This window comes from Alcaligenes nematophilus (assembly GCF_026344155.1).
GTDB classification, from domain to species: domain Bacteria; phylum Pseudomonadota; class Gammaproteobacteria; order Burkholderiales; family Burkholderiaceae_B; genus Alcaligenes; species Alcaligenes phenolicus.
The window spans coordinates 79,489-98,796 of sequence record NZ_JAPKMZ010000007.1; the positions used below are offsets into that span (position 1 = coordinate 79,489).

Annotated in this window: 15 protein-coding genes and 1 riboswitch; of the genes, 12 read left to right on the forward strand and 3 right to left on the reverse strand. The window is 55.9% G+C overall.

Going from position 1 to position 19,308, the window contains the following annotated elements:
- Nucleotides 1–24: 24 nt before the first annotated feature.
- Entirely contained in the window at nt 25–1,020 is a 996-nt protein-coding gene (locus OSH04_RS17515; protein ID WP_060185718.1) for a FecR family protein, read from the forward strand.
- Nucleotides 1,021–1,319: 299 nt separating this feature from the next.
- Nucleotides 1,320–3,686, forward strand: a complete 2,367-nt coding sequence (locus OSH04_RS17520) for a TonB-dependent siderophore receptor (RefSeq protein ID WP_254002815.1) — start codon at nt 1,320–1,322, stop codon at nt 3,684–3,686.
- A 72-nt stretch (nt 3,687–3,758) separates the two neighbouring features.
- Here the strand turns inward: OSH04_RS17520 and OSH04_RS17525 are convergent, their stop codons facing one another.
- Nucleotides 3,759–4,748 (reverse strand): malate dehydrogenase, encoded by a 990-nt coding sequence (locus OSH04_RS17525; RefSeq protein WP_022983546.1) that lies wholly within the window; start codon nt 4,746–4,748, stop codon nt 3,759–3,761.
- A 289-nt stretch (nt 4,749–5,037) separates the two neighbouring features.
- Between OSH04_RS17525 and OSH04_RS17530 the strand changes: the two genes are divergently transcribed.
- From OSH04_RS17530 to gltA, 7 genes are all read left to right on the forward strand, one after another.
- A complete protein-coding gene (locus tag OSH04_RS17530) occupies nt 5,038–5,808 on the forward strand; it encodes a GntR family transcriptional regulator (RefSeq protein ID WP_009457695.1) in 771 nt (256 codons plus the stop codon).
- Between the two features lie 102 nt (nt 5,809–5,910).
- Nucleotides 5,911–6,324, forward strand: a complete 414-nt coding sequence (sdhC, locus tag OSH04_RS17535; RefSeq protein WP_009457694.1) for a succinate dehydrogenase, cytochrome b556 subunit — start codon at nt 5,911–5,913, stop codon at nt 6,322–6,324.
- The gene (gene sdhD, locus OSH04_RS17540) at nt 6,324–6,707 is read left to right on the forward strand and encodes a succinate dehydrogenase, hydrophobic membrane anchor protein (protein ID WP_003802535.1); all 384 of its coding nucleotides are present in this window, start codon (nt 6,324–6,326) and stop codon (nt 6,705–6,707) included. The genes sdhC and sdhD overlap by 1 nt, the downstream gene beginning before the upstream one ends.
- Nucleotides 6,708–6,710: 3 nt before the next feature.
- A complete protein-coding gene (sdhA, locus tag OSH04_RS17545) occupies nt 6,711–8,489 on the forward strand; it encodes a succinate dehydrogenase flavoprotein subunit (protein WP_022983547.1) in 1,779 nt (592 codons plus the stop codon).
- A 13-nt stretch (nt 8,490–8,502) separates the two neighbouring features.
- Nucleotides 8,503–9,219 carry a succinate dehydrogenase iron-sulfur subunit gene (locus tag OSH04_RS17550; protein WP_003802530.1) on the forward strand — a complete coding sequence of 239 codons (717 nt, stop codon included), beginning with the start codon at nt 8,503–8,505 and terminating at the stop codon, nt 9,217–9,219.
- 18 nt (nt 9,220–9,237) lie between these two features.
- Nucleotides 9,238–9,498 (forward strand): FAD assembly factor SdhE, encoded by a 261-nt coding sequence (locus OSH04_RS17555; RefSeq protein WP_003802528.1) that lies wholly within the window; start codon nt 9,238–9,240, stop codon nt 9,496–9,498.
- 18 nt (nt 9,499–9,516) lie between these two features.
- A complete protein-coding gene (gene gltA / locus OSH04_RS17560; RefSeq protein WP_022983549.1) occupies nt 9,517–10,821 on the forward strand; it encodes a citrate synthase in 1,305 nt (434 codons plus the stop codon).
- A gap of 266 nt (nt 10,822–11,087) precedes the next feature.
- Here gltA and lldR read toward each other — a convergent pair whose 3' ends face one another.
- Nucleotides 11,088–11,867 (reverse strand): transcriptional regulator LldR, encoded by a 780-nt coding sequence (lldR, locus tag OSH04_RS17565; protein ID WP_026484289.1) that lies wholly within the window; start codon nt 11,865–11,867, stop codon nt 11,088–11,090.
- 242 nt (nt 11,868–12,109) lie between these two features.
- Between lldR and OSH04_RS17570 the strand changes: the two genes are divergently transcribed.
- From OSH04_RS17570 to OSH04_RS17580, 3 genes are all read left to right on the forward strand, one after another.
- Nucleotides 12,110–13,873 carry an L-lactate permease gene (locus OSH04_RS17570; RefSeq protein ID WP_137431269.1) on the forward strand — a complete coding sequence of 588 codons (1,764 nt, stop codon included), beginning with the start codon at nt 12,110–12,112 and terminating at the stop codon, nt 13,871–13,873.
- A gap of 45 nt (nt 13,874–13,918) precedes the next feature.
- Nucleotides 13,919–13,991: riboswitch (Fluoride riboswitch) on the forward strand.
- 80 nt (nt 13,992–14,071) lie between these two features.
- Nucleotides 14,072–15,313, forward strand: a complete 1,242-nt coding sequence (locus tag OSH04_RS17575) for a voltage-gated chloride channel family protein (protein WP_266108950.1) — start codon at nt 14,072–14,074, stop codon at nt 15,311–15,313.
- A 150-nt stretch (nt 15,314–15,463) separates the two neighbouring features.
- Nucleotides 15,464–16,222, forward strand: a complete 759-nt coding sequence (locus OSH04_RS17580) for a class I SAM-dependent methyltransferase (RefSeq protein ID WP_266108951.1) — start codon at nt 15,464–15,466, stop codon at nt 16,220–16,222.
- A 274-nt stretch (nt 16,223–16,496) separates the two neighbouring features.
- On the opposite strand, the gene OSH04_RS17585 is transcribed toward OSH04_RS17580, so the two are convergent.
- Nucleotides 16,497–18,791 (reverse strand): NADP-dependent malic enzyme, encoded by a 2,295-nt coding sequence (locus OSH04_RS17585; protein ID WP_026484296.1) that lies wholly within the window; start codon nt 18,789–18,791, stop codon nt 16,497–16,499.
- Between the last annotated feature and the right edge of the window lie 517 nt (nt 18,792–19,308).

Consider the following 19,308-nt stretch of genomic DNA (forward strand, 5'->3'; position numbering starts at 1 on the left):
AGCTTGCTCTCTTGTTGTGCTGTGATGAAACCACCGAACGCTTCTTCCTCCTCGGTAGAACCGGACGAGCTTGCCGCTCAATGGTTTGCCTATTTGCATTCTGACGATGCTTCGTCGGAGGATTGGCGTGCGTTCGAGCAATGGCGACAGGCGAATCCCGAGCATGACCGGCAGTACCGCAATGTGCAGCGTATTTGGGATGCAAGTCTGCATATTCCCAAGGAAGAATGGAGCGAAATTCTATCGCGCCGCGAGGCCCCCAAGCCCGTCCCTGCACTGACGCGTCGACGCTTTGCCTGGGGGCTGGCGGGCATGTGTACCGCGGCCGTGGTAGGAAGCGTGGCCCTGAGTGGTGGCTGGTTGGAGTCGCCGCAACAGACCATGAGCTTATTTGCCCAGCGTGGTGAGCAAAAGCAGATGAGCTTGCCAGACGGTTCCGTGCTGGAGCTGAACTCGGGTGCACGCGCAACAGCGCGCCTTTACGAAGGCAAACGTGTGGTTCAGCTGCTTGAAGGGGAGATCTTCTTCTCCGTGCAACATGACCCATCCCGCCCTTTTGTGGTGGAGGCGGGCGAGAGCCGAATCGTGGTAACGGGTACGCGCTTTAATGTGCGTTACGACGCTCAGACCACGCAAGTCAGTGTGGAGTCGGGCTCGGTCAATGTGTCCAATGGGCCGTGGTGGAATCGTCAGTCACGAGCTCTGGAAAAAGGGCAGGGGCTGGCTGTGTCGGACGAGTTGGGCTTGGGGCCGGTGCACCTGCCTGACCTGGACAGCACGCTGGCTTGGCGACGCGGCAAGATCGTCTTTGAAAATACGCCTTTGTTCCGCGCTGTTGCTGAGATCAACCGTTATCTGGATCGTCCCGTAGTGCTGGATGCACCGACACTACGAGATCATCAGATCGCGGGTATTTTCAGTGTGGATGACCCCCAATCGTTTCTTGAGATGCTGCCGGTTTTCGCTCCGGTGCTTGTGGTGCGTGCCCCGGATGGGCGCCTGCGCATCGTCGCCAAATAATTTCCTGTAATGCGCGAGCCGTGGTGTGAGCTTTCTGTTCTTGTCTGCCGTTACACTTTGTTTCGAAAATGATTCTCATTTCCCATCCGATGTTTGCGGGGCTGGCTCGTCTATAGACATGAGGGGGGAGGATTTGCGATTTGCGCACAGTCCCCTGAAAACACCTTTGGCCAAAGGGATATCTGCGTCAGACGCGAAACTTCATTTATGGAATTTGCAGGATTGTGAAAACGGCATCATTACGTGCGGCATCGCGCACGCCCTTATCGAGCATGCAGTTCAGCATGTCGGCCTTGGTCATGTCTATTGCGCTTGCGCTGGGTACGCTGCCTCAAGCTGCAGTCGCTCAATCAGCAAGCATTCAGTTCCACATACCGGCTCAGTCATTGAGCAAGGCGCTATTGGAATTTGGTGAGCAGGCCTCTTTGCAGATTTTCTTCTCCCAGGATGTGGTGCAGGGATATAGCGCTCCGGCGCTGACAGGCAGCCTGTCTCCCGAGGAAGGGTTGCGTCGCCTTCTGGCGGGTACCGGAATCGAGTTTGTGCGATCCGGAAAAAATGTATCGCTGCGGCGTCCTGCTCAGAGCGAGGCTACACAGCTGGCGCCTATTCAGGTCAAGGCCAGCCTGGACCCGACCACGGAAGGCACGGGCTCCTACACAACGCCGCTGACCAACACCGCAACCAAGATGAACTTGTCGATCAAGGATACGCCGCAATCCATCAGCGTGATTACTCGTCAGCAGATGGAAGATCAGCAGTTGAATACGATGACGGATGTCCTGGGGCAGACGCCGGGTGTGACCATGGCGCAGGACGGTGGCCAGCGCTTCAATATTTATTCGCGTGGTAGTGCCATTGATACCTATCAGCTCGATGGTGTGACCACGACGCAAGTGAATCAGACACGCACCATGCCCAGCACCTTGCTGGATATGGCGCTGTATGACCGGGTAGAGGTGGTGCGCGGGGCAACCGGTCTGATGACGGGAGCGGGCAGCCCCAGCGGAACGGTGAACTTGATACGTAAGCGCCCAACGAAGGAGTTCCAGGCCCACGTGCAGCTGGGGGCGGGCTCCTGGGATTTTTATCGGGCAGAAGCGGATGTATCCGGGCCCCTGACTGAAAGCGGCAATCTGCGAGGGCGACTGGTTTTTGCCAAGCAGGACAACAACAGCTTTATGGATGCCTACAAGCAGGACAAGGATCTGTTCTATGGCGCTTTGGAGGCGGACCTGACAGAGACCACCTTGCTACGCCTTAGCGTGGATCATCAGCGCTACAAGGCCAAGGGCGCGCCTGGCGTACCCTTGATCTTTACCAATGGTGAAGCAACCGATTTCTCGCGCTCGACCAGCACGGGTGCCCGGTGGATGTATGACGAGTTCAAAACGACCAACTACACGCTGAACCTGGAACAGGATTTACCCAATGATTGGCAGTTCAAGGTGGCGGCCAATTACATGGATGTGGACCGGGATAATCTGAATGGCTCCTACCAGGTCGGCTCGGGTCGTTCTTTCCTGGATAAGGAAACAGGCAGTGCAGGAATGCTGCGCTACCGCGCAGGGGCTACGCAAAGCCAGAAAGGCGTGGATGTTACCTTGCAAGGGCCTTTCGAGCTGGGCGGGCGTCAACACGATTTCATTGCCGGATTCAATTTCCAGAACTATGAAAACAAGCATACGGGCTGGGATGTGGGCGTTTCCAAAGTCAATTTCTATACCTGGAATAACGAGCTGGAACGTCCTGCGAATACGGGGCAGGTAGGAGAGATTTTTAATGTGAAGTCTCGCCAGACAGGTGCTTATGCTGCGGTGCGTTTCAATCCGCTTGAAAGGACGCATTTGATTGTGGGTGCGCGGGTTTCCAGCTATGACTACGACTACTATTACGCCAGCCCAACTGACAAGTTCTTGCAGACCTATGGCATGCGTGAGCGTGACCAAATCACGCCTTATGTTGGCCTGGTTTATGACCTGACGCCTGAGCAAACCATTTATGCCAGTTACACGGATATTTTCCAGCCTCAGTCCGCGCAGGATCGTAATGGCAAGGTCCTGGATCCAATTATTGGCAAGAATCAGGAGCTTGGCTGGAAAGGCGAGTTTCTGGATCGTCGTCTGAACGCGAATATCGCCCTTTATCAGTCCCAAAAAGATAATGTGGCCGAGGAAGACGCGGGCTTTACGGTGCCAGGTCAGAATACCCAGGCTTTTCGTTCTGTGGATGGGGCCAAGACCAAGGGGATTGACCTGGAACTGGCTGGGGAGATTACGCCGGATTGGAATGTGCATTTCGGTTTCAGCCACTCCAAGACCAAAGATGCCCAAGGCGAGCAGTTGCTGACAGTGCTGCCCGTGAACACCTTGCGCTTGTGGACGACATACCGTTTACCAGGCCAATGGAGTGCCTTGACGGTAGGCGGGGGTGTCAACTGGAACTCCAAGACCTCCTTACGCTTTAGCCGCTACAACAGCACCGTGGAGCAGGACAGTTATGCGGTGGTGAACTTGATGGCGCGCTATCAGTTCAACAAGAAATTTGCGGCGACTCTGAACGTGAATAACTTGTTCGACAAGACTTACTATCAGGGCATGGGCGGCAGCTACGGCCACTACGGTGCGCCACGCAGTGCATTCCTGAATCTGCGTTACGACTTCTGATGCAGGCAGGCTAGCCCTCAGGCAAAAAAATCCCCGCCAATCAGGCGGGGATTTTGCAGACTAGCGGGTCAATTAACCCAGCAGGTCTTTCACACCGTCACGCTCTTCCAGCAGCTCGTTCAGGGTGTGGTCCATGCGCTCACGCGAGAAGGCGTCGATTTCCAGGCCTTCAACACGCTTGTACTCACCGTTTTCGGTGGTCACAGGCACGCCGTAGATGATGCCTTCAGGAATGCCGTAGGAGCCGTCCGAAGGAACACCCATGGTGACCCATTTGCCGTTCGAGCCCAGCACCCAGTCGCGCACGTGGTCGATGGCGGCGTTGGCAGCCGAAGCAGCCGAGGACAGGCCACGGGCTTCGATGATGGCGGCGCCACGTTTGCCCACGGTGGGGATGAAGGTTTCGCGGTTCCAGGCCTGATCGTTGATGATCGCGTCGATCTTCTCGCCGTTCACGGTAGCGAAACGGGTGTCAGGGTACATGGTGGGCGAGTGGTTGCCCCAAACGATCAGGTTCTCGATGTCAGCAACAGCCTTGCCGGACTTGGTCGCCAACTGCGACAGGGCGCGGTTGTGGTCCAGGCGCAGCATGGCGGTGAAGTTCTTCGCTGGCAGGTCAGGAGCGGACTTCATGGCAATGTAGGCGTTGGTGTTGGCTGGGTTGCCGACCACCAGCACTTTCACGTCACGGCTGGCCACTTTGTTCAGGGCACGGCCTTGTGCTGTGAAGATCTGGGCGTTGAAGGCCAGCAGATCTTTACGCTCCATGCCTGGGCCACGAGGACGGGCACCGACCAGCAGGGCGATATCAGCATCTTTGAAGGCGGTTTCAGGATCGCTGTGGGCGGACATGCCTTGCAGCAGCGGGAAGGCGCAGTCGTCCAGTTCCATCATGACGCCCTTCAGGGCCTTTTGGGCTTTCTCGTCGGCGAGTTCCAGCAGCTGCAGGATTACAGGCTGGTCTTTGCCCAGCATTTCGCCAGAAGCGATGCGAAACAGCAGGGCGTAGCCAATCTGGCCAGCAGCGCCGGTAACGGCGACGCGCATTGCGGGTTTGGACATGAGAGTAAGACTCCGTTTTTGGGTTTGAAGACGGTGACGAAAAACACAGTTTAAATCTTTTGCAGACCGGGCGGCTGGCGTGGAAAACGGTTTTTCGCAAGAGGAAAAGCCTCTTTTTTCACTGCGCAGACTAGACCAAAACGATAGCGGCGTCAAACGTCTTATATCTTATATAAGACATAAGAGCGTTAGACATTCGGGGCCGGTCATGCGAAAATTAGTGCACTGTCTATTTTATGAACAAATGCGCGTTCCAAGCTGTATCTGTCGCGCATTTTTTATGAGCCCCATGTCTGATAACGTGCCGCCGCTACGCACCCAGGAAATCGAAAAATCCGCTCCTAGCGCGGCCTATAGCCCTCTGTATCAACAGATCAAGGCTTTGTTGCTGCAGGGGCTGGATCGTGGCGAGTGGAAGCCCGGCGAAGCCATCCCCAGTGAACTGGAGCTGGCTGCCCGCTTTCAGGTCAGCCAGGGCACGGTGCGCAAGGCCATTGATGAGCTGGCCGCCGATAACCTCCTGATCCGTCGTCAAGGCAAGGGTACCTTTGTGGCCACCCATCACGAAGCTCGTGTGCGCTTTCGTTTCCTGCGCCTGGCCCCGGATGATGGCAAGCCTGTGGCTTCCCAGAGCCGTATTCTGGATGTGCGTCGAATGAAAGCGCCTACGGATGTTGCCGTGCTGCTGGATTTGCGCACCTCCGACATGGTGGTGAACCTGCGCCGGGTTCTGTCCTTTGATCAGGTCCCGACCATTTATGACGATATCTGGCTGCCTGGCTCCGTCTTCAAGGGTTTGACCCTGGAGGCCGTTGAGCAGAACAAGGGCCCGATGTACGCCTGGTTCGAGAGCAAATTCGGCGTGAGCATGGTGCGCGCCGATGAAAAGATTGGTGCTGTCAGTGCCACCGAAGAGGCCGCCTCGGTCTTGCAGGTCGCTGCCGGTTCGCCGCTCCTGCACGTGGAACGCGTGTCCTATACCTATGGTGATCGACCGATGGAGTTGCGCCGGGGCTTGTACCTGACTGAGCGCTTCCATTACCGAAACACGCTCAGCTAGTTCGGCGGCATACGGTATTTGATACTGCACCGTAGTGTCAAATAGGTGAAAATACCAAGGTTAAAAATTTTATGACTTTTTTTTATCTACTTCGAGGCCATCATGTCTGATACCGCACCCAAGCAGCGTCCGCAGTATCGCAATATCAGCGTGCCGCAGATATTGAGCTACCGCTTGCCCCTGGCTGCAAAATCGTCGATTTTGCATCGTGTCAGTGGTGCATTGCTGTTTCTTTGCCTGCCGCTCGTTCTATTGCCACTGTTCTCTTTGAGCGTCAGCTCTCCAGAGTCCTTCGAGACCTTGCGCAGCTACGTCGACAACCCTGTCTGTAAGCTGATCCTTCTGGTCCTGATCTGGGGCTACCTGCACCACTTCTGTGCCGGCATCCGCTATCTGGCACTGGACCTGCACCTGGGTAATGACAAAGAGTCCGCCAAGAAGTCGGCCGGTATGGTGTTCGGGGTCAGCCTGGCGCTGACCGTTGTGTTTGGTTTGAAACTGTTTGGGGTGTGGTAATGGCAAATCGTGAGCGCATTGGCGCAAACCGCCTGGTAGTGGGTGCCCACTACGGTACCTTGGACTTTCTGGCACAGCGTGTCACCGCAGTCATCATGGCCATCTACACCTTGGTCATCATCGGCGGCATCCTGTTTAGCAGTGAACTGAATTTCGAGACCTGGCGCGGCCTGTTCTCGTTCACGGTCGGCTCCCTGCCTTTGGGTCAGTTGCTGGCAACCTTGTTCTTCCTGTCTTTGTCCTGGCACGCCTGGATTGGTGTGCGTGACATCTGGATGGACTACGTCAAGCCCGCTGGTCTGCGCTTGTTCCTGCAAGTGTTGACCTTGCTGTGGCTGGTTGCCAGTGTCGTCTTTTTTGCAAAAATTATCTGGAGTCTCTAAACCGTGGCTTCCATCACAAAATCTTTGCCCCGCCGTCAGTTTGACGTAGTGGTGGTCGGTGCCGGTGGCGCCGGTATGCGTTGTTCCCTGCAATTGGCTCAGGCTGGCTTGTCCGTGGCCGTGCTCAGCAAGGTGTTCCCAACCCGCTCCCACACCGTGGCGGCTCAAGGTGGCGTCAGTGCTTCCCTGGGTAACATGAGCGAGGATCACTGGTACTGGCACATGTACGACACCGTTAAGGGTTCGGACTGGCTGGGCGACCAGGACGCCATCGAATTCATGTGCCGTGAAGCTCCACACGCTGTGTACGAGCTCGAGCACTTCGGTATGCCGTTTGACCGTAACCAGGACGGCACGATTTACCAGCGTCCATTTGGTGGTCACACCGCCAACTTCGGTGAAAAACCTGTTCAACGTGCCTGTGCCGCTGCTGACCGTACCGGCCACGCCATGTTGCACACCCTGTACCAGCGTAACGTTGCAGCCCGCACCCAGTTCTTCGTGGAATGGATGGCGCTGGACCTGCTGCGTAACGAAGCGGGCGACGTTCTGGGCGTAACCGCTCTGGAAATGGAAACCGGCGAAATCTACGTTCTGGAAGGCAAGCGCGTGGTGCTGGCTACCGGTGGTGCTGGCCGTATCTGGGCTGCTTCCACCAACGCCTTCATTAACACGGGTGACGGCCTGGGTATGGCTGCTCGTGCTGGTCTGCCTTTGCAGGACATGGAATTCTGGCAATTCCACCCCACTGGCGTAGCCGGTGCTGGCGTGCTGATTACCGAAGGCGTACGCGGTGAAGGCGGTATCTTGCTCAATAAAGACGGCGAGCGCTTCATGGAGCGTTACGCTCCCACCCTGAAAGACTTGGCCCCACGTGACTTCGTGTCCCGTTCCATGGACCAGGAAATCAAGGAAGGTCGTGGTTGTGGCGACGGCAGCTACGTGGTTCTGAAACTGGATCACCTGGGCGCTGACGTCATCAAGAAACGTCTGCCTTCGATTCGCGAAATCGCGATCAAGTTCGGCAACGTGGACCCGATCAAAGACCCAATCCCTGTGGTTCCAACCATCCACTACCAGATGGGCGGTATCCCCACGAACTACTACGGTCAGGTTGTGACCCAAACGCCAACGGGCGAGAACAAGATCGTCAACGGTCTGTACGCCATCGGCGAGTGTGCCGCTACCTCTGTGCACGGTGCCAACCGTCTGGGTACGAACTCCCTGCTGGACCTGATCGTGTTCGGTCGCGCTGCGGGCAACCACATTGTGGATTCGCACCCCGAGAAAACGCACGCTCACCAGGAAATCAACGAGTCCTCCATCGAGTACTCGCTGGACCGCGTCAACCGTCTGGAATCCCGTACATCGGGCGAAAAGGCACAGGACGTGGGTAACAAGATTCGTGTGGCCATGCAGGCTCACTGCGGTGTGTTCCGTACCCTGGATCTGCTGCACAAGGGTGTCGACCAGATCGAATCCCTGGTTCCCGAAGTCAAGGATATTTACTTCAAAGACAAGTCCAAGGTGTTCAATACCGCCCGTATTGAAGCTCTGGAAGTGGCCAACATGATCGAAGTGGCTCGCGCTACGACGAAGTCGGCCGCCAATCGTACTGAAAGTCGCGGTGCTCATGCCCTGAACGACCACCCAGAACGTGACGACGAAAACTGGCTGCGTCACACCTTGTGGTTCTCGGAAGGCAGCCGTCTGGAGTACAAGCCTGTCCAGATGAAGCCTCTGACAGCCGAAACGATTCCGCCCAAGGCCCGGACTTTCTAAGCAGGATACTGACATGAGCCAAAAACGTAAGGTCAAATTTGAAATCTACCGCTACGATCCTGACAAGGACGAGCGTCCCTACATGCAGAAGATCGAAGTCGAGCTGGAGCCCACCGACAAGATGCTGCTTGATGCGATCCTGCGCATTAAAAACGACATGGACGACAGCCTGGCGCTGCGTCGCTCCTGCCGTGAAGGTGTGTGCGGTTCCGATGCCATGAACATCAATGGCAAGAACGGTCTGGCCTGCACCACCAACATGCGCGACTTGAAAGAGCCTGTGGTTCTGCGCCCACTGCCAGGTCTGCCGGTTATCCGTGACCTGATCGTGGACATGACCCACTTCTTCGATCAGTACCATTCGGTCAAGCCGTTCCTGATCAACGATGCTCCTCCTCCAGAGAAAGAGCGTTTGCAAACGCCTGAAGCCCGTGAGGAGCTCGATGGTCTGTACGAGTGCATTCTGTGCGCCTGCTGCTCGACCTCTTGCCCATCGTTCTGGTGGAACCCCGACAAGTTCGTCGGTCCTGCTGGTTTGTTGCAAGCCTATCGTTTCATTGCCGACTCGCGTGACGAAGCAACGGGCGAGCGTCTGGACAATCTGGAAGATCCATACCGCTTGTTCCGCTGCCACACGATCATGAATTGCACGGACGTCTGTCCAAAAGGACTGAACCCGTCGCATGCCATCGGCAAGATCAAAGAAATGCTGGTGCGTCGCAGTATCTAAAAAGGTGGGTATGTACCGATGAGAACATTGACGGAATTGGAGCGTGCGCGCCTGCGCTGGCGTGCGCGCCGGGGCTTGCTTGAAAACGACTTGATGATCACCCGTTTTCTGGATCAATACGAAAACGAGCTGACTGATCAGGACGTCTCGGCCCTGACCCGCTTGTTCGAAATGGACGATACAGTTTTGCTGGATGTCCTTCTGGCTCGCTCCGAGCCAGAAGGGCAGTACGCCACACCGGACATTCAGCGACTAGTAGACATTATGCGAAAGCTATAACCATTGAGGAAAAAAGTGATGGAATTGTCAGATAAAAAAGCCACGCTATCCTTCTCCGACGGTAGCCCTTCGGTTGAGTTCCCTGTACACAAGGGCACCGTAGGTCCGGACGTGATCGATATCCGTAAGCTCTACGGTCAGACAGGTATGTTTACCTATGACCCAGGCTTTATGGCAACGGCGGCTTGCGAATCCGGTATCACCTACATTGACGGCGACAAGGGCCAGTTGATGTACCGTGGTTACCCGATCGACCAGTTGGCACAAAAGTGCGATTTCATGGATGTGTGCTACCTGATCCTGAACGGCGAGTTGCCCAACGCAGATCAGAAGCAGGAATTTGACTCCCTGGTCACGAACCACACCATGGTTCAGGAACAGATGCAGCACTTCCTGCGCGGCTTCCGTCCGGATGCTCACCCCATGGCAATACTGACCGGCCTGGTCGGTGCCCTGTCGGCGTTCTACCATGATTCCACGGACATCACGAATCCTCATCACCGTCATGTGTCGGCTATCCGCTTGATCGCCAAGCTGCCTACTCTGGTTGCGATGGCGTACAAGTATTCTTTGGGACAGCCTTTCATCTATCCCAAGAATGATTTGTCCTACACCGGCAACTTCTTGCGCATGATGTTCGCTACCCCTTGCGAAGACTACAAGGTCAACGAAGTGGTTGAGCGCGCTCTGGACCGTATCTTCATCCTGCATGCAGATCACGAACAAAACGCCTCTACCTCCACCGTGCGTCTGTGCGGTTCGTCGGGTACCAATCCTTTCGCTGCGATCGCTGCGGGTGTTGCTTGCTTGTGGGGTCCTGCCCACGGTGGTGCAAACGAAGCTTGCCTGAACATGCTGGAAGAGTTGCAAGCCAACGGCGGCATCGACAAGGTTGGCGAGTTCATGGAGAAGGTCAAGGACAAGAACTCGGGCGTGCGCCTGATGGGCTTTGGTCACCGTGTCTACAAGAACTACGACCCACGCGCCAAGCTGATGCAAGAAACCTGCAAGGAAGTTCTGGAAGCCCTGGGCCTGGAGAATGATCCTCTGTTCAAGCTGGCCATGGAACTGGAGCGTATTGCTCTGGAAGATCCATACTTCGTCGAACGCAAGCTGTACCCCAACGTAGACTTCTACTCGGGTATCGTTCAGCGCGCTATCGGCATCCCAACATCCTTGTTCACCGCTATCTTCGCCCTGGCTCGTACCGTAGGCTGGATTGCTCAGTGGAACGAAATGCTGTCCGATCCAGATTACAAGATCGGCCGTCCACGTCAGCTGTACGTGGGCCCAACTCAGCGCGACGTACCTGCTCAACGTTAATGCTTTCGGGCTGCGATCCCTGGGGCGTGCCCCGGGTGTTCATGTAGCCCGTAGCGTTATGAAGCAGTAGCTGGAAGGTCAAGTGCACCATTGGGTGCACTTTTTTTTGCCCGTTATTTCTGTATGGCTATGGCTATAGCCACAGCCATAGCCACAGCTATCACCAAAACTGCCCACATCGCCAGAGTCGCTGGCATTGCTGTTGGCATTGTCACCACCATATGCACGTCAACATGCAGCAGCTCCAATGCCTGACAGGCTAGGTTTCAAGGCTGAGAAAGGTGGTTGTTGAAGCGGAAAATCCGCTGTTCACGAGCTTTGTTCTCTTCAGAAAATCGGACTTTGGCCTGGACATGATCCAGGTGGTGCCCGATCAGCTCGCGAGCCCGTTCTGCATCACCATCCAAAATAGCTTTCATGACTCCCGCGTGCTGCTCGGTCAAAATTTCCACTTCCCGTGCATTATCGAACTCGAACATGGCGCGCCGGTTCTCTTTCACTGTAGAGAACACTAACTGGAACAAGCCATTCATCAGTTGTACCAGCACGACATTATGAGAAGCCATGGCAATTGCCAGATGAAATTGGGCGTCTGCACGTGCAGACAGGTCTGCATCCTGGTTTTGTTGATGCCGAACCATCACTTGGAAACACTGTTCAATGCGCTTTTTGTCCGCATCTGTTGCGCGTTGTGCCGCATGCCAGGCTGTGCTGGCTTCCAAGGCACGACGTGCCTCCAGGACATCATAGCGATACAAGGGGTCTTCATTGATCAGCTCCTCCAGAGGCGCAATGCTCTGGGCTGGCCAGTTGATCAACTCGCTGTCTTGAACATAAGTACCCCCACCACGGCGGGTAACCAGCAAGCCTTCAGAGCTTAGCGAGCGCAAGGCCTCCCGTATCGGTACACGCGACACATCCAGCCGTTCAGCCAATTGACGCTCGGACGGGATCCGGTCACCGGGTTGCAACTGTTCATCCTGTATAAGTTGCCGGATTTTTTCAGCAACCAGGTCCGATAGGCGAGTGCTGGGATTCATAGTCATATAAGACGCTTCTTTAAATTTGGTATTACCACTTTCTTGGTTTTTTAATCGTATTAAGGCCTTGAGGCGCCAAACTAGTCAGGGTTTCTGCTGGTAATGCAAAGGTGGTAATACCGCTATGATGCTCAAAAATACAAAACGGGAAGTGGTTGCGCTGCCCAGGGCCGGGCTCCTAGCCGCATTTTGTTCACCAACAAAACCTCTTCCTCCTATATGTGCAGTCACACAAAGGAGAATTCGGGATGAGTCTTTTATACACCTTGTTGGCTCTGACGCCATTATTGGTTGTTTTTCTATTGATGGTGGTGATGGGGCGATCAGCCAAACTATCGATGGGGGCCGCGTATCTGGTTACGGCGATTCTCGCTTTATTTGTATGGGGGAGCCAGGCCGAAGTTATTGCTGCAGCCACGATCAACGGCATTGTTACCGCATTGACCCTGCTGTTCATTGTATTTGGTGCCGTGCTGCTTTTGAATACGCTCAAGGTGGGCGGAGCATTAAGTGCGATTCGCCAGGGCTTTATGGATGTATCGCCGGATCGTCGCATTCAGGTCATTATTGTTGCCTGGTTGTTCGGCTCCCTGATCGAGGGCTCGTCGGGTTTCGGTACGCCTTCCGCTGTTGGGGCTCCCTTGCTGCTGGCTCTGGGCTTTCCTGCCATGGCCGCGGTGATGGCTGTGTTGGTTATCCAGTCCACGCCTGTGTCTTTCGGGGCGGTTGGTACACCCATGCTGGTTGGAGTGCGTTCGGGTATTGATAACAAGGTTGATGTTGCAGCTGCCATTTCGCCCCTGCAGCCGCTTGAGTATTTGCAGCAGATCGTCGAGAACGTCGCCTTGATTCATGCCATGACCGGCTTTGTGATTCCACTGTTGCTCTGCGGTTTGTTGACTCGCTTTTTCGGTGAACGCCGCTCCTTTGCCGAGGGACTGGGGGCATGGAAGTTCGCTTTGTTTGCCGGCTTGGCCTTTACCGTTCCGTACTACCTGATTGCCATTACCCTGGGCCCTGAGTTCCCCTCCATGCTGGGTTCGATGGTCGGACTGGTAATCGTGGTGAGCGCAGCTCGAAAGGGCTGGTTTGCACCTCGCAAAACCTTTGATTTTCCGGATCGCAGTCAATGGCCGTCCCACTGGCTGGGCACAGTAGCGATGGATAACACGGAATCGCAGCAACGCTTTTCGGTATTGCGGGCTTTCTCGCCGTATGTGCTGGTGGTTGCACTTTTGATCTTTACTCGTACTGTTCCTGCGGTAAAAGCCTGGTTGACGGGGCCTTCGGCCACAATCAAGGTGGAAGGTATTTTGGGCACTGGTATTTCTACGTCGGCTCAGTTGCTGTTCTCGCCAGGGGCCATCTTGATTCTGGTCTCACTGGCCTGCATTGCGATTTTTCGCATGAACAGTCAGCAGTATGTCGTCGGTGTGAAAGCATCGCTGCGTACCATGGGCAGCGCAGCTCCTGCTTTGTTGTTGGCCGTGCCTATGGTGCAGGTGTTTATCAACTCGGCAGCGGCTGATGGTTCCATTGCCAGCATGCCGCTGGTGCTGGCTCAAGGGGCCGCGTCGGCGGTTGGGCAGGCATGGCCTACGGTTTCACCCTGGGTGGGCAGTTTGGGGGCATTTATTGCGGGCTCCAATACTGTCAGCAACATGATGTTTTCGTACTTCCAGTTCTCTACCGCTCAGCAAATTGGCTTGAGTGTGGACCAGTCCGCTATTGTGGTTGCATTGCAGGCGGTAGGTGGAGCGGCTGGCAATATGATTTGCGTCCATAACGTGGTGGCTGCCGGTGCGGTTGTCGGCATGTTGGGACGTGAGGGCGAGATTGTTCGCAAGACCCTGATACCCATGGTGTATTACGTTATTCAGGCAGGCCTGATCGGCCAGGCCTTGATTACTGGTGCCATGGGCTGGTGGATAGCTGCCGCAGTCTTCCTGGCACTGACCATAGGGGGCTTGAGCCTGTCACGCGGCCGTCAGATGACGCCGGCCATGGCTTGAAAATTCGGCTCTGTTTATTTGCAGCTTCAAGGAGTCGTTGTACAATTTCTTCCTGGAGATGACGTTCCTCCTTTAACCGCCGTTTCGTTCTGAAGCAGCTGATGACGTCTACAGTGACCTGACCACCGTCGGGGCTGTAGGCGTCCGCGTTTACATCTTCTGTTTGTGGTCAGCCCGATTCCATTGAGCTTACGACCCATGAACAGACTCAAAACCTCACTCTCGCTAAACCTGCTGTCGTATTACGGCAAATGGTCTGTGCTCGCTTGCCTGATTGCCGTGCTGGCAGGCAGCGCTTCCGCTTTTTTCCTTTTTTCACTCGAGCAGGCTACCTCCTGGCGGATACAGCATGCCTGGCTGATTTGGCTACTGCCGCTGGCAGGTTTGGCCGTAGGCTGGGTGTATGAACGCGTAGGGCAGTCTGTTAGTGCAGGTAATAACCTGCTGATCGAGGAAATTCACGACCCCAAGAAAGTGGTGCCTTTGCGCATGGCGCCTTTGGTACTTGGCGGAACCGTGATTTCCCATTTGTTCGGTGCATCGGTAGGCCGAGAGGGCGCCGCCGTACAAATGGGTGCCGCCTTGTCGGACCAGCTAACCCATGTGTTTCGCTTGGACCGGGAGGATCGACGCATTCTGTTGATGGCAGGTATGAGTGCCGGCTTTTCATCTGTGTTTGGCACGCCTTTAGCCGGAGCCGTGTTTGGCATGGAAGTGCTGGCGATAGGCCGTATGCGCTACAACGCCTTGTTCCCTTGCCTGATCGCTGCGATTGCTGCCGACCAGGTGGGCCTGGTCTGGGGGGTGCAGCATACCCATTACGTCGTTGAGCACGTCGTGTCACTAGACGGCTGGAGCATGCTGGCTGTGCTGATCGCCGGGGTTCTGTTCGGCCTGATCGGCATGTTGTTCGCCATGCTGACTCACCAGCTTTCCGCCTGGATGAAAAAGAGCATCAAGTACGCACCCATGCGACCATTCTGGGGCGGGCTGGTGGTGGCGATCGCTGTCTGGGCGTTGGATGCCTACCAGTACATTGGCCTGGGTGTTCCGGAAATAGTGCGCGCTTTCCACGAGCCTATGCAGCCATGGGATTTTCTGGGCAAGCTGGGGTTTACTGTCCTGTCTTTAGGCTCCGGTTTTAAAGGAGGGGAGGTCACGCCCTTGTTCTACATCGGGGCGACGCTGGGTAATGCCTTGGCTCCCTTGCTGCACATGCCTTTTTCCATGATGACGGGATTGGGCTTTGTGGCCGTCTTTGCCGGCGCAGCCAATGTACCGATTGCGTGCACACTGATGGCGATGGAGCTGTTTGGTGCAGAACTGGGGCCTTTGGCGGCGATCGCTTGTGTAGCAGCCTATGTGTTCTCGGGGCATGCAGGGATCTATCATGCGCAACGTGTGGGTCATCGCAAGTTCAAACTTCGTCGGCCTGTTTGAGCTGGGTCAGTCAGTCAGCCACTCGGTGAGCGAGTGGCTAGGGATGCCTCATGTACCTGCTTAAAACTAGTCTCTTTTTTACGCTGGTTTCCAGGCTCCGCGTTTAGCAAACTACTATATGGCTTGATATCAAGAGACAAAGGTGAAGCGATGGCAGACTCCCAGTTCAAAGATAACTTTTCCCAAGTTGCAGCCGACTATGCCAGTTACCGCCCCAGTTATCCGCAAAAGCTGGCGGATGTGTTGGCCGAACTGAGTCCCGCACAGGATAGGGCGCTGGATTGTGCCTGCGGGACTGGGCAGCTTTCTGTGTTGCTGGCCAAGCGATTCAAGGAAGTGATTGCCACGGATGGCAGCGCCGATCAGATTGCTCAGGCGCAGCCGCAAGAGGGTGTGAGCTATCGCACGGCTTTGGCTGACAACAGCGGTCTGGCTGATAACAGCGTGGATTTGATCACCGTCGCGCAAGCGGCTCATTGGCTGGATCTGGGGCCTTTCTATGCCGAGGTTCAGCGTATCGCTCGCCCCGATGCCTTGCTGGCTTTGATCACCTATGGCGTCTTGCATGTGGAGGGTGAAGTGGATAGCGTCATGCAGCATTTCTACTATGAAACCATCGGCGCTTACTGGCCACCGGAGCGCCGTCATGTGGAAGAGGGGTATCGCAGCCTAGCCTTTCCTTTTCAGGAGCTGAGCTTGCCGCCTTTGGCCATGGAGGTGGATTGGAGTTTGCCACAGCTCCTGGGATACATCAGAACCTGGTCGGCTGTGAAAGCGGCTGAAAAAGCGCTGGGCGCCAGTCCCTTGAGCGCAGTGGAAGTGGAGTTGCGCAAGCAGTGGGGTGATCCCGATCAGCGTCGCCGAATCAGTTGGCCTTTGTCTGTGCGAGCAGGGCGGGTGCGGAAATAGGCCGCTCTTGGAGTGTGATGTCTGCTCATCAGGTTCGGACACTTCGCGGCTGACGGAGCGAACTTGCACAAGATTCCGGGCACCCGCCAACCCTGAGAGAGGAGACGCGGCTGTGTTGTGTCCGTTGTGGCTAAATGAGCTGGATCCTGAGTACCGATACTCTGTTGGATCAGGCGACAGCTTTGCCCATCGCAACAGGCCGCCAAAGTCATCATGAAATAAAAAACCGGATGCCGCTTTACGCTGCATCCGGTTTTTATTCAGCTAAACAGGATTAGCTGTTTTGCTGGGCTTCTTGCTGTGCATCCACAACAGCCAGGGCTGTCATGTTGATGATGCGACGCACCGTAGCGCTGGTGGTCAGGATGTGGATGGGGCGAGCCGCACCCAGCAGGATGGGGCCCATGGCCACACCGTTGCTGCCTGTCATCTTCAGCATGTTGTAGGTGATGTTGCCGGCGTCCAGGTTAGGAGTAATCAGCAGGTTGGCCGAACCGCGCAGCGTGCTGTCGGGGAAGGCCTTCAGGCGGATTTTCTCGGACAGGGCGGAGTCAGCGTGCATTTCGCCGTCCACTTCCAGGTCGGGAGCGCGTTCAGCCAGGATCTGACGAGCCTTGGCCATCTTGCGGGACGACTCGGTCTGGCGGCTGCCAAAGTTTGAGTGCGACAAGAGTGCGACACGAGGCACCACACCGAAGCGTTTGACTTCGTCAGCGGCCTGGATCGTCATGTCGGCGATCTGTTCGGCAGTGGGGTTCTCGTTGACGTGGGTGTCGCACACAAACAGAGTTTGTGTAGGCAGCATCAGCACGTTCATGGCGGCGAAAGTCTGGGCTTCTTTCTTCAGGCCAATGACTTGCTCAACATAGTGCAGCTGGCTGTCGTAGTTGCTGGCCACGCCGCAGATCATGCCGTCAGCATCACCACGTTGCAGCAGCATCACGCCGATCAGCGAGTTGTGCTTGCGTATCATGGCTTTGGCGATGTCTGGAGTCACGCCTTCACGTGCCTTGAGCTTGTAGTAGGCAGTCCAGGTCTCGGTGAAGCGATCATCGTCTTCAGGATCAACGATTTGCACGTTCTTGCCCGCTTCCAGACGCAGGCCAGCTTTCTTGACGCGCATGTCGATCACGCTGGGGCGACCCACCAGAATAGGCTGGGCCAGCTTCTCGTCCACGACGGTTTGCACGGCACGCAATACGCGCTCGTCTTCGCCATCAGCGTAAATGATGCGCTTGGGCGCAGCCTTGGCCTGCATGTACAACGGACGCATCAGCGGGCCGGTGTGGTAGGTCATGGCGATCAGCTTCTGACGGTAGGCGTCCATGTCTTCGATAGGACGGGCGGCAACGCCGGAGTCCATCGCAGCTTGGGCCACGGCAGGAGCGATCTGAACAATCAGACGGGAGTCGAACGGTTTGGGGATGATGTACTCAGGACCAAAACGCAGATCTTCGCCGCCGTAAGCAGTGGCCATATCGTCGCTTTGCTCGACCTGGGCCAGCTCGGCAATGGCTTTCACGCAAGCCAGCTTCATTTCTTCGTTGATCACGCTGGCGCCAACGTCCAGGGCACCACGGAAGATGAAGGGGAAGCACAGCACGTTGTTGACCTGGTTCGGGTAGTCCGAACGGCCAGTCGCGATGATGCAGTCAGGGCGGGCAGCCTTGGCTACTTCAGGACGGATTTCAGGCTCGGGGTTGGCCAGGGCCAGAATCAGGGGCTTGTCGGCCATGGTCTTGACCATGTCGGCGGACAGGACGCCAGGAGCGGAACAACCCAGGAACACGTCAGCGCCAACCATGGCATCAGCCAGGGTACGGGCGTCGGTTTCTTGAGCGTAGCGAGCCTTGTTGGGCTCCATGTTCTCGTCGCGACCTTTCCAGATGATGCCGCGCGAGTCGGCCACGAAAATGTTGCTCAGCTTCACGCCCAGGGCAACCAGCAAGTCCAGGCAAGCAATGGCAGCAGCGCCAGCGCCCGAGCAAACCAGCTTGATGTCGGCGATGTTCTTGTTGACGACTTTCAGGCCGTTCAGAACAGCGGAGGACGAGATGATGGCGGTACCGTGCTGGTCATCGTGGAACACGGGAATGCTCATGCGCTCGCGCAGCTTCTTCTCGATGTAGAAGCATTCGGGGGCCTTGATGTCTTCCAGGTTCACACCACCCAGGGTGGGTTCCAGTGCGGCAATGATGTCGACCAGCTTGTCCGGATCGGTTTCGTTCAACTCGATATCGAACACATCGATGCCGGCGAATTTCTTGAACAGGCAGCCTTTGCCTTCCATGACGGGCTTGGCGGCCAGGGGGCCGATATTGCCCAGACCCAGCACGGCGGTACCGTTGGTAACCACGGCAACCAGGTTGGCGCGCGAGGTGTACTTGGCGGCGGCTTCTTCGCCTTCGGCGTGGATGGCCATGCAAGCAGATGCGACGCCGGGGGAGTAGGCTAGCGAGAGGTCATCTTGATTGGCTAGGGTCTTGGTAGGGACCACCGAGATTTTCCCGGGAGTGGGATACGCGTGATAGTCCAGCGCAAGTTTGGCCAGATCGGCGTTGGCATCCATTTTGGTAAAGCTCCTGATAGGATTTTCTAGTGTAAAAGTGAATCTAATTTATAAGAAATACAGTCACCAGGTAGGTGCTGATTTGTTATAGGCAGCATATGTCATGGCAACGCTTGTTGCCTGCCTCAAGGTGACCAAGGGCAGGCTGGGCTCGGTTTGGTGGAAAAGGGGCCCGCGAAGCGCGTACTTGCTGCACCCGATTAGCATATCGGAATTTTTCCTTCATGTGGGGCAGCCAAGGGGCGTCAATCATGATTTGGAGCGCTTCTTTTGTAAGAATTCGCCCTCGTGATAGATCGATGTGTTTGTTAATGCCAACGGTATGACGCAGTCGCCAAGCATTTTAGATGTCATTAATTGCGCCTTTTGTGTGCGGCGTTATACTAGATCAATACGGCTTGTATAAGGCGTCCTACGTTGCCTTCTGCTCCTGCTATCCGCTAACCGGCGAGGTCCGTGTCGCGGAAGGTTTTCCTGCATCTCAACACGAGTGAAACACTCGGATAGGTGAAGCGTA